Origin of the sequence: Komagataeibacter rhaeticus (assembly GCF_003207855.1) — a bacterium.
Lineage (GTDB): Bacteria > Pseudomonadota > Alphaproteobacteria > Acetobacterales > Acetobacteraceae > Komagataeibacter > Komagataeibacter rhaeticus.
Map to the genome: position 1 here is coordinate 80,650 of NZ_NKTZ01000011.1, position 10,991 is coordinate 91,640.

The following is a 10,991-nucleotide window of genomic DNA, read 5'->3' on the forward strand; positions in this document are numbered from 1 at the left end:
CCCGTTCAGTACAGGAAGGGGCCGTTATCGTCCGGGCTGACATTCGTGTAGTAGGGAATGTAGAAATTCATGCCAAACGGGCTGTAGGTATGGTCCACGCCCGATACGGGCCGTATCGGCTTTACGTCATGTTCGGCCAGGCAGTCATACAGCGTCTCGCGCAGGTGCTGGGTGTCCTTGTCCGACCTTGGCGCGCCGAAGAACAGGTCATGCGCGTAGGGTTTGCACGCCTGTGGCGTGTGATCGTAATAGGTGGCGTAGCGTTCCTGCCTGTTGCGGCTAATGTCGGCATCGGAAATCCACTGGTGGCTGGCGGCGGTGGTATTCCATATTTCCTTCCAGCCCGTACGCATGTGAGGCAGGCGGGCCACGGCCACGCCGTCCTGCCGGGTGCCGTCCTGCCGTACCAGGGTGCCATGGCATGACATGACCTGCATGTGGTCGTTATAGACGGCGCTTTTTATCGTGCCGTCCTCGAACCGCATGGCCGGGGACGTGCCGGGCGTGCCCTGGTTGGCAATTGCCACAACGGCGGAGGCCACGGCAGGCTGCTGGCAGTAATTCACCATGGGGCGGGGCGTGTGCTGCGCGCAGGCGGCCATACCAAGCGGAAGACATAAAGCTACAAGACGGCGCAACGCTCTTATCCTTTTTCATGATGTGGCACATGGCGGTTTTCCATGCCCGTACCGTCTGGGGTACAGGAGGGGGCAAGGCCCTACAACAATATAAATTTTCAATCCGGGTCTGTGCTTTTGTCTTCTCTTGCCCCTTCATCCAGGCCCGCCCGTGACGTCAGAAAGTCAGGCTGGCATGCAGCCCGCAGACCACTTCATTCCCCACGCGGCGCAGGCCGCTCCAGTCCGCCACCCGACCCGAAGGATGCCAGACATACTGGAAGTCGGGCTGCATCACCATCCATGGCGTGACCTGTGCCTGATAGGTCAGTTCCAGGTGGTTCTCGCTGCCCTGCAGCAGGGCGCCACTGGTGCGGTCGTATTCCCGCAGGCCGGAACTGGCGCGCCCGATGCCCCAGCCCAGGCCTACGGTATCATTGTTGCGCCCCCTGAATGGTGCCTTCAGGTTCAGCCCCGCATCGATGGCAAAGCTGATCATGTTGCGGTCACCGCTGTTGCCGGTGGCGCGTGCGAACACGCCCAGCGAGCGCGGCGAGGCAAGCGAAGGCCGCCAGATCATCTGGTCGATGATGCCGTAGAGCAGCCAGTTGCCCCGGTCCTGTCGTGGCATGCCGCCATAGGTGCCCAGCGGGCGGCCCTGCATGTTGTAGCGGTAATCGGGGAAGCGGGCGGTATCGTAATATCCCCCCAGCTTGTACACACCCGGCAGGCCGGGATTTCTGGTCGCGCTGCCCATGTCGGCGGGCTGGGGGTTGAGCGCATATTGCAGTTCGGTGATCAGCAGCGCGCCGGTGCCCATGTTGAACTGCGTGCCGCTGCCGTCATTGGTGGTCTGGCTGGTGGGATCGGCCCGGTTGCCGCCATTCTGGATGACGAAGGAATTGCTGCTGTTGCCCGGGGGGTTGTCGTCGGCCGCGGCGAACATGAAGGTGAATGTCTCGTCCGGGCGGTAGCGGACCCGCACGGCGGGGGAGGCAAGTGGCCATGACGGGCCGCCGGCATACAGGTTGAGTGATGGCCCCATGGGCCAGCCGAAATTGGCGTTGAGGTAGAGCGCCCCGTAATCGCTGATCAGGAATTCGGTATCAAGGTCCTGCTGGCCGATCTTCACGTCCAGCTTCCCGCCCAGGAAGGAGTGCTGGTACCACAGTTCGAACAGGCGGGTGGAGCGGTCGGCCTCGAACCCGCTTACGGGGTTGAAATCGGCCAGATGGTCCTGCGAGATCGAACGCCCGCGCGTCTGCAGCGCGCTGACATTGAACAGCCCGCCCTTCAGCCCGAACAGCTTTTCGGTATCAATGGTCAGCGTGGGCATGGTCACGCCATCATAGGCGGGACCGGTGCCGGCGCCCCCCGCGCCATCGCTGGCCGAGGCACTGCCGCCGGTGGCATTGCCCCACAGTTCATTCACATCCTGCAGGTCGAAGCTTATGCCATGCCTGTAAAGCCAGGGGCGCGCACCCCCCATGTTGCCCAGCAGGCTGCCGCTTGTGTCCAGCGCGTCTGCGCTGGGGGGGGCCTGCGCATCGGCCTGCGCGCGTTCGGAATCCCGCACGGTGGCCGGATCGATCTGCTGGATCAGCGGGGTGGAATTGCCCAGGCGGGCGCGGTCATCGGCAATCTGGGTGCGCGGGACCTGTGCGTGGGCTGTGGTGGCCCCGCATGGCCCGATCAGCATGCAGGACAGGAAAAGGAGGCGTGACAGGGCCGTCCACCGCGGTGGCGGGGGATCAGGTATTTTCATGGCAGGGGAACATCCCGTCAGGATGGGCCTGGCCTATGGCGGGCCAGGAAGGAAGCGGTCCCGCAGGGGGGCCGCCGCAGCTACAGGATGACGGGATTTCAGGTAATCCGGAGCATGGGTGTCCATCCATCTCCGGTCAGGCCCGCCCGGCGATATCGTAAGGGACAACGGCAGGTCTCCTGACTTGCGGGTCATGATACTCCCTCCCCCTTCCCGGCCGGGGCCAGTGGTCGCGGCGGCTGCCGCAATGGATGGAGCACTCTCCGCCTACAGTTGCGGGTACAGTTGCCGACTGTGCCCCCGGGTGCGGGTCCACCCTGCCGGGGCTTACGGCATTCCCTTTCTCGCCCGTTCGCACGGGACCGCTGTCTTTCCGGCCCGGACTATAGCGCTTGCGGACAGGCATGCAAGGTCATGCGGCAGGCTGGGCCGCCATAAGGGCCGTGACGTCCGCCATGGTGGGAGCCGCCTGTGCGGCACCGGCCCGCGTGGTGGCCAGTGCGCCGCACGCCGCCGCGACACGCACGGCCTGAGCCGGCGGGTGCCCCGTCACCATGGCCGTGGCAAGCCCCGCGTTGAAGCAGTCACCGGCCGCGACCGTATCAATGGCATGAACCCTGAAGGGCGGGATGAACCCCTGGGCGCCGGGGGCGGAATAGACCACGCCCCTGTGCCCCAGCTTGATGATGGCGGTGCTTACGCCGCGTTCGTGCAGGATGCGCGCGGCGGCCAGGGCGGTTGTCTCGTCCTTGGGTTCGATGCCGGTCAGGGCCGCGGTCTCACGCTCGTTGGGGGTCAGGATGTCGGCCAGCCTGCATAGTTCGTCCGGCAGTCCCCCTGCGGGCACCGGGGCGGGGTCAAGCATGACCGGTATGGCGTGTGCCCGCGCATGCCGTGCCACCGCGATCATGAGCGTGGGGTCCATCTCCATCTGCAGCATGACCATGCCGGCACCATCCAGCGCGGGCAGCAGCAGGGGGAGGGACGTGTCCGTATGGGCCATGTTCGCGCCCCCATCCACCAGGATCTGGTTCTCGCCCGCCCTGTTGATGGTGATGAAGGCCCGGCCGGTGCCCGTGGCCGCATCCTCCAGCAGCCAGCGCGTGTCAACGCCCGCGCCCTCCAGCGTCGTGCGGGCCATGCTGGCCAGCATGTCGCGCCCGGTCCAGCCTGCCAGCGCCACCGCCTGCCCCAGCCGGGCCACCGCCATGGCCTGGTTGGCGCCCTTGCCCCCCAGCCCGGTGGAGGAGGCATGCACATGCATCGTCTCCCCCGGCCGGGCGAAGCGGGTGACGTGCATGACAAAATCGATATTCGTGCTGCCGATTACGGCAATATGGGCACATGACATGGGTAGGGCACCTGAAAGGGGGAAGGGGACGGGACCATCCGGTTGCGGACCGGCCTGATCCCGCAGGGAGCTTTGCGGATCTATTCCGGCACGATCCATTCCACATGGGCCTGGGCTTCGCCATCGCCCAGATACCCGCACAGGCTGGTCAGGGCATCGCGGGCGGTCTGCGCGAACTGGAAGGGGGGGTTGGCCACCAGAAGCCCGCTGCCATTCAGCCGTGCCGGGTCAAGGGGCGGGCGCAGGGTCAGTTCGATGGCCAGCAGGTTGCGCTGGCCCGTATCCTTCAGCGCGTTGAGGAAGGCACGCGTGGGCGCGCGGTGCTTGATGGGATACCACGCCGCCACGATGCCGGTGGCAAAGCGCCGCCGGGCCGTGATGATGGCCTGCGCCAGCCGGTCGAATTCCCCCGGCTGTTCAAAGGGCGGGTCCATCAGTACCAGCCCGCGCCGTGCCTGCCGGGGTGGCAGCAGGGCGGTTACGGCTTCATAGCCATCGCGGCCATGCACGCTGACAGCCGGGTTGTGGCGGAACAGGCGCCGGAGGTCCTGCTGGTCCTGCGGGTGGAGTTCGCAGCAGGCCAGCGTATCACCGGGGCGCAGCAGGCGGGCGGCAATGGCGGGGGAACCGGGATAGGACGGCCTGCCACCCTGTTCCCCCATTACCGCCTTCACCATGTCCAGCCACTGCCGCACGCAGGGCGGCAGGATGGTGCCGGGTGGCAGGTCAAGCAGGCGGCCGACGCCCTCATGCCATTCCCCGGTTGACCGGGCCTGCGGGCCGGAAAGGTCATACAGCCCGATGCCCGCATGGGTATCAAGAACGGAGAAAGGCGAGGGCTTGCGGCGCAGTGCGTCCAGCAGCGCCACAAGCATGACGTGTTTCATCACATCGGCAAAATTGCCCGCGTGATAGCCGTGTCTGTAATTCAATGTCCTGTTGCCCTGAAGCATGCCTTCCCCCGTTACGGGGGCCTGCAGGACTGTTACTGCATGGTGGCGCCTTTTTCCATGCCGGGCACGGTTTTCATGCGGCCCCCACCCGTTTTTCGGGGGGCGGGGGCCGCATTGCCATCATGTGGCATGGCGGCCGGGCCGTACTAATCGCGCAGGGCCATGCGCCCGATGGCGGGGTCATCGGTAAAGAATCCGTCCAGCCCCATGTCCAGCATGCGACGGATTTCGGCTATGGAGCCTTTCGGGTTGCGGGCGTCATCGCCACTGGCGTCACGCAGTTGTGCGGGCAGGAAACGGTTTTCCGGCCGGAAGGTATAGGAATGGACCAGAAGCCCCGCACGATGCGCGTCATCGATCAGTGTCGTCGGCTCAAGCCAGGCCCCGGCGGCATCACGCGGGATGATGTCCGTATTGGACGGCCCGATCACATCGGCATAGTCCCGTACGCGCTTCAGGCCATCCGCGGTCATGAGATCGCCAAAGGTCAGCGGATCGGGCGAACCCAGCGTGTCGGGTACGGGCTGCGTGCGCTCGCCCATCAGGAACATCAGGCGGGCCTGCGGGTTGACGGCCTGCACCCTGCCGTGGAGCAGGCGCAGGTTCGCGGTCTCGAAGGACTGGACTTCAAGCGGGCAGGTGCGGGTGTATTCATGCGCCGCGATCACGCGCAGGAACGTGTCTTCGGGCGTGTGGCCCAGCTTGTGGAAATGGGTGGAGTTCTTGATCTCGGGGATCAGCCCGATCACGCGCCCGCGGGCCGCGGCTTCGGCGGCGACGAAATCAATGACTTCCTCGAATGTCAGGATATCGAAATGTCCGTCATAACGGGTGTTGTGCGCGCGCACCGTGGGCAGGCGTTCCTTCGCGCGCAGGGTCTTGAGTTCGGCCAGGGTGAAATCGGTGGTGAACCAGCCGGTCTCCTGTATGCCGTCAATGTTCAGGGTGCGGCGGCGCGATGCGAACTCCGGATGCGCCGCCACGTCCGTCGTGGCGGTGATGTTGCTTTCATGGCGGGCGACCAGCACACCGTCGCGGGTGGGCACAAGATCAGGCTCGATATAGTCGGCCCCGTCCATGATGGCGCGGGCATAGGCCGCCAGCGTGTGTTCGGGCCGCAGCGCGGAAGCCCCCCGGTGCGCCATGAGCAGCGGCACCGGCGCCAGCGCGGGTGCGGCATGGACGGTGGTGCGGGCAAGGAACAGCCCCATGCCCGTCATGGTGCCCGTTATGGCCTGTCTGCGTGTCAGCATGAACCTTCTCTGTTCCTAAAAGCTTGCACCCACGGTCAGGAAGAACATGCGCGGGGCGATCGGGTATGCGGAATACTGCCCGCTGGCGTAAGTGGTGCTGAGTGTAGACCAGCCACGGGTGCCTGTCAGGTTGGTGATGTTGCCCTGCACCTTCAGGCCCTGCACATGCGGAATGCCACGAATGGTGTAGCCGGCATTGATGCTGAACAGCGCATAGGATTTGACGGAAAGGTCATTGGTGTAGGTGGTGTAGCGCTTGCCGATGACATCACCGATGAACTGCGCATAGAAGTTGCCCCAGTTGGTGGAGGCCACGAATTTTTCCGTCCAGTCGGGAATGCCCACGACATTCTTCCCGGCCGTCGGGACCAGGGTGGTGCCGCTCATGTAATTATCGTTATAGACCGACTTGTTATAGGACAGGGCGTTGTAGAACGAAAAATGCGGCCCGAACTGGGCGGTAAAGGAAAAGTCCATGCCATCGGTGGAAACCGAGCCGACATTGGTCAGGACCGTCGCACTGCCCACGATCGAGGCAATGGTGGGCGTGGACGAGACCGCCAGAAGCCGGTTTGAAAAGTGGACGTGGTAATATTCGATCTGCCCGCTGATATTGGTCAGCGGACCAGCCCTGAGGTGGCGGTTGGTCCGGAAACCCGTCTCATAGGTCCATGCCGTTTCCGGCTTGCCTTCCTTCTTGAACAGTTCGAATGCCGACTGGCTGGTCATGCCCCACGGGCTGGCATTGCCGTAGCCCGTATCCTGGAACGAGCGCATGTTTTCCTGGATATTGGCAAACCACTGTTCATGCGGCGTGATGTTCCACAGCGCGCCAAACGCGGGCAGGAACGGCCTGACCGTTGCGATCCGGCCGCCCGGAATGGTCTGGGCCGTGGAAGGCGACAGCGAACCCGGAAGCCCGGCTACCGGCAGGGTGCCGTCCGTATAGACCAGTTCGGACTTGAAGCCTGCGTTCAGGTTGAAATTTTTGGTGATCTGCCAGCTGTCCTGCAGGTGGGTGGTCCAGGTATTGGTATAGAAATAATTGGTGTACTGGTGGATCAGGGGATTGGACTGGCGATCATAGGGTGTTGTCGGGTCATTGATGTCAAATGCGTACCAGCGGCGGGCCTGTGTATTGTTGTTGCGCTCGTACCAGCCGCCCAGTTCAATATGGTGGTGGCCGACATCGTAATGCAGGGTGGACATGATGCCACCGCGATTGTCCCAGTATTCCGTCGTGCGGGTGGCCATGCCCGAACCGCCGAATACATCGGAAAGCTGGGAGGCGGAATCATTGGGGAAATAGGCGCTGAACAGTGTCGGCAGCCCGGCCGCCGAGATCGGTCCCGCCACCACGCCCTCACCCAGGTCGTGATGGTAATAGATCTGGTTGTCCCAGCGCAGGTGGGAATTGAATGTGTGCGACCATTTTACATAGGCCAGGAAATCCTCACGCTGTGCATCGGAATAATAATTGCGGTAATTGAGACCTGCGTTCTTGTAGGCTGCCGAATTGTAGTAATTAACGGCCTCGCTCAGATTGGGGTACAGGAACGGGCGGACATACAGGCTGCCGCCTGCGGGTTCGACAATGCCGTCCTCGTTGGGTTCCACCTTGTCCGACCAGTCGAAAAAGGCCGTGATCTTGTCCTTCGAACCCTGATGCACGAATTTGGCGTTGACCTGATTGCCGCCCTGATGCCCGGCAAAGTCCCACGCCCGCGCATCCTGCCGCGCCCATGAGAAATAGGCGGAATTGCCGTTGCCAAAATCCCCGGTATCCACGCGGGCAAAGGTGCGGAACGTCGACCAGCTGCCAAATGTCTGGGACAGCTGGCCCCCCGCGTGGTGCAGCGGGTCCTGGGTGGTGAATTCAAGCGAGCCGCCAAGATTGCTGGTCGAAGCCGTTCCAAGCGCGCCCGACCCGGTGGCAACCGAAGCGGAACCGATGTTTTCACTCAGCGCCGCACGCTGTGGGGACAGCCCGTTATAATTGCCGTATGACTGATCCCCCAGCGGGACGCCATCAAGGGTAAAACCAAGCTGGTTCTGGTTGAAACCATGGATGTAGAGCGATGAATTCTGTTCGTTATTGCCCCACGGGTCGGCATTTTCGAACACGACGCCGGGCAGGATTTCCAGCGCCTTGAGCGGGTTGATACCGGGCAACAGGCGCTGCAGCTGGGTATGGTTGACGCTCTGTTCGGAGCGCGAGCGCTTGGCCGTAGCCATGATCTGTTCCACATTGGCGGACGAAGCCTGCACGCCCCTGACGGCTGCCTTTGTGGCCTTGGTCGATGCCCGGTCGGGTGCGCGGTCTTTCGTATAGGGCTGGATGGTCTGCGCATGCGCCGTGGAAAGCGCCAGAATGGAACAGAACAGGCCAAGGGCGATACGGCCGTTATTCAGTATTTTCGGTGCCACAGATATTTTCCCGCAATATAAAAAGCAGGGCATCATGTAATGAACCATTGACATGATTTCATGTGAAGCTTTTATGATGGTGCGGTCCTGCCACACAGGCATGGAAATGAAATCATGGATTATGAATTTTTTATTTCAGAAATATAAATCGACATCCGCGTAATGGAATGAAGTAAATCCGCGATGTGTTTTTCCAGGGGGGGGACCACACAGTCCTGCCCTGTGGGCCTGCCCGTGTGGAGGTATCCATAACACGGTCGTATCCCATCATGCGGGTCGCCGGCTGTCTGGCCTGTGCCCGGTCCATGGGGAAGGGCGCGCATGATGGCGTGTGGCGCTTGGGGGAACCGCCTGAAAAGCCCGGCCGGTAGGCTTCAGGACGTATCGCCAACCCGGGGAAGGCGAGACCAGGGACCTGTTTTCATCAATGAACGGTTCCAGATGGGCCGTCAGGCCACGGGCACGGGTTCCACCCTGCGTTCACTGATCCAGGTATCCAGTGCGGCCGTATCCATCGGGCGACCGAAATAATAGCCCTGGATCACGTCACAGCCGATTGCGCGCAACTGGTTGCACTGCTCGGCTTCCTCCACCCCTTCGGCGATGACGGTCATGCCCAGCGTGTGGCCGATGCGGATGATGGCGGTCACCACCTGCCGTACGTTGCCGGTGCTGCCAAAGCCGTTCATGAAGCTGCGGTCGATCTTGACCTCGCTTATCGGCAGGCCGGCCAGGTTGGACAGGCTGGAATAGCCGGTGCCAAAGTCATCCATCGACAGGCCAATGCCCAGGTTGCGTATGGCGGTGGCGGTCGCCACGGTCTGGTCGAAGTTCTCGATCATCGCCGTTTCGGTCAGTTCCACGATCAGCCGCTCCGGCGGTACGCCGGTCTGGTGCAGGATGGCACCAAGCTGGGCCACCAGTTCGGGGTCCTGGAACTGGATGGCGGACAGGTTGACCGAGACCGTGGGCACCTGGATGCCGCGCGCGATCCAGTCCGCCATCTGTTCACAGGCCACCCGCAGCGACCATATGCCCAGTTCGCGGATCTGGCCGGTTTCCTCCGCCACGGGAATGAAGCGCCCCGGCGAGACCATGCCCAGTACCGGGTCGTTCCAGCGCGAAAGGGCTTCCACCCCATGCAGGGCGCCCGTGCGCAGGTCGACCTGGGGCTGGTAGACAAGGGTCAGCCTGTTATCGGCAATGGCCTCGCGCAGGGCGGAGGCCAGGATGACATGATCATCCGCCTGCCGGTTCATGGAAGGATGGAAGAAACGGTAGCAGCACCGTCCCGCCTTCTTGGCCTGTGCCAGGGCGGTATAGGCCTGGCGCAGGCGTTCTTCCATATCCTGTCCGTCATCAGGGGTGCTGATGCCGATGCTGCCGGACAGGCTGACGGGAATTCCGTCCACGCTGAAGGGTTCCTCCAGATTATGGATGATCCGTTCGGCCAGCAGGGTGATGTCGGCACTGCTTTCTTCGGTCAGCACCACGAATTCATCGCCTTCGGTGCGGATCAGCACATCGCGTCCGACAATGCCGTGGCGCAGGCGGTCGGCGAGTTCCAGCAGAAGCTGGTCCGCGCGGCCCTGCCCCAGCGCCTGCACGATCTTGCGGAAGCGGTCCAGGTCGATGATCAGCACGCTCAGGGGCACGACAGGCGGCCGCGCGGCAAGTTCGGCCATGCGGCGGTGGAGCCATGCACGGTTGGGCAGGCCGGTCAGCCGGTCGGTGTAGGACAGGCGGATGATGGATTCACGGCTGCGCTGCTGCTCCACCGCCAGCATGGCCAGATGTACGCAGGCATTGAGAAGTGGTCCCCATTTTTCGGACAGGGCGATAAGCTATAATCCGATCTGAGAGAGAACGGGTTTTATGGGCAAGGTTACGCGCAAGAGGTATGCGGCGGAGTTCAAATCACGGGTTGCCCTGGAAGCGATCCGTGGGGAACTGACGCTGGCGGAACTGGCTTCGAAACATGGGGTGCATCAGACGATGATCGCCCAGTGGAAACGGCAGGCGATCGAGGGGATGGCGGCGACCTTCTCCGGGAAGACGGTGGCGGAGCCCCCGGTCAGCCCTGCTGATGTGGAGAAACTGCACGCGAAGATAGGCGAGCTTCTCGTGGAACGGGATTTTTTACGCGATGCCTCTGCTCGGTTGGGCGTGATCAGAGGCGGCAGATGATTGACCCGAAGCGAGCGCGTCTGCCGATAATCCGGCAATGCACGCTGCTGCAACTCAACCGGTCGGGCGTCTACTATCGGCCTGTGCCACAGAGCGAGGCCAATCTGGAGCTGATGCGGCTGATCGACGCCCAGTTCCTGGAAACGCCCTATTATGGCTCACGGCAGATGACATGGCATCTGCGCCGCCTGGGACATGAAGTGGGCCGCAAGCGGGTCCGGCGGCTCATGGCGATCATGGGCCTTCGGGCGATCTACCAGAAGCCGCGCACGACCGTGCCCCATCCGGAGCATCGGAAATATCCATATCTGCTACGGGATCTGGTCATCAATCGGCCTAACCAGGTCTGGTGTTCCGATATCACATATATTCCCATGAAACGGGGATTTCTCTATCTCGTGGCGATCATGGACTGGTTCACGCGCAAGGTCCTGTCCT

At 62.8% G+C, this 10,991-nt stretch carries 7 protein-coding genes, 1 pseudogene and 1 riboswitch; of the genes and pseudogenes, 1 reads left to right on the forward strand and 7 read right to left on the reverse strand.

Annotation, left to right across the window (positions count from 1 at the left end; genetic code table 11):
• Positions 1-5: 5 nt before the first annotated feature.
• From CFR78_RS11260 to CFR78_RS11290, 7 genes are all read right to left on the reverse strand, one after another.
• A complete protein-coding gene (locus CFR78_RS11260) occupies positions 6-638 on the reverse strand; it encodes a hypothetical protein (protein WP_223846551.1) in 633 nt (210 codons plus the stop codon).
• A gap of 157 nt (positions 639-795) precedes the next feature.
• Positions 796-2,382 carry a carbohydrate porin gene (locus tag CFR78_RS11265; RefSeq protein ID WP_034931003.1) on the reverse strand — a complete coding sequence of 529 codons (1,587 nt, stop codon included), beginning with the start codon at positions 2,380-2,382 and terminating at the stop codon, positions 796-798.
• 152 nt (positions 2,383-2,534) lie between these two features.
• Positions 2,535-2,764, reverse strand: a riboswitch (cobalamin riboswitch).
• 30 nt (positions 2,765-2,794) lie between these two features.
• The gene (locus tag CFR78_RS11270; RefSeq protein WP_007397493.1) at positions 2,795-3,733 is read right to left on the reverse strand and encodes a ribokinase; all 939 of its coding nucleotides are present in this window, start codon (positions 3,731-3,733) and stop codon (positions 2,795-2,797) included.
• Between the two features lie 80 nt (positions 3,734-3,813).
• Positions 3,814-4,665 carry a 23S rRNA (adenine(2030)-N(6))-methyltransferase RlmJ gene (locus CFR78_RS11275; protein ID WP_034931000.1) on the reverse strand — a complete coding sequence of 284 codons (852 nt, stop codon included), beginning with the start codon at positions 4,663-4,665 and terminating at the stop codon, positions 3,814-3,816.
• 167 nt (positions 4,666-4,832) lie between these two features.
• Positions 4,833-5,939 carry a glycerophosphodiester phosphodiesterase family protein gene (locus CFR78_RS11280; protein ID WP_034930998.1) on the reverse strand — a complete coding sequence of 369 codons (1,107 nt, stop codon included), beginning with the start codon at positions 5,937-5,939 and terminating at the stop codon, positions 4,833-4,835.
• Positions 5,940-5,954: 15 nt separating this feature from the next.
• A complete protein-coding gene (locus CFR78_RS11285; RefSeq protein WP_110581131.1) occupies positions 5,955-8,399 on the reverse strand; it encodes a TonB-dependent receptor in 2,445 nt (814 codons plus the stop codon).
• Positions 8,400-8,815: 416 nt separating this feature from the next.
• Positions 8,816-10,153, reverse strand: a complete 1,338-nt coding sequence (locus CFR78_RS11290) for a putative bifunctional diguanylate cyclase/phosphodiesterase (RefSeq protein ID WP_258366069.1) — start codon at positions 10,151-10,153, stop codon at positions 8,816-8,818.
• Between the two features lie 88 nt (positions 10,154-10,241).
• Here CFR78_RS11290 and CFR78_RS11295 point away from each other — a divergent pair.
• A pseudogene (locus CFR78_RS11295) lies at positions 10,242-10,991 on the forward strand (IS3 family transposase); the annotation flags it as partial.

Coding starts and splice junctions, on each gene's coding strand:
- CFR78_RS11265 (WP_034931003.1), bottom strand. CDS start 2,382: ATGAAAATACCTGATCCCCCGCCACCGCGGTGGACGGCCCTGTCACGC.
- CFR78_RS11270 (WP_007397493.1), bottom strand. CDS start 3,733: ATGTCATGTGCCCATATTGCCGTAATCGGCAGCACGAATATCGATTTT.
- CFR78_RS11280 (WP_034930998.1), bottom strand. CDS start 5,939: ATGCTGACACGCAGACAGGCCATAACGGGCACCATGACGGGCATGGGG.
- CFR78_RS11285 (WP_110581131.1), bottom strand. CDS start 8,399: ATGCCCTGCTTTTTATATTGCGGGAAAATATCTGTGGCACCGAAAATA.
- CFR78_RS11290 (WP_258366069.1), bottom strand. CDS start 10,153: ATGCTGGCGGTGGAGCAGCAGCGCAGCCGTGAATCCATCATCCGCCTG.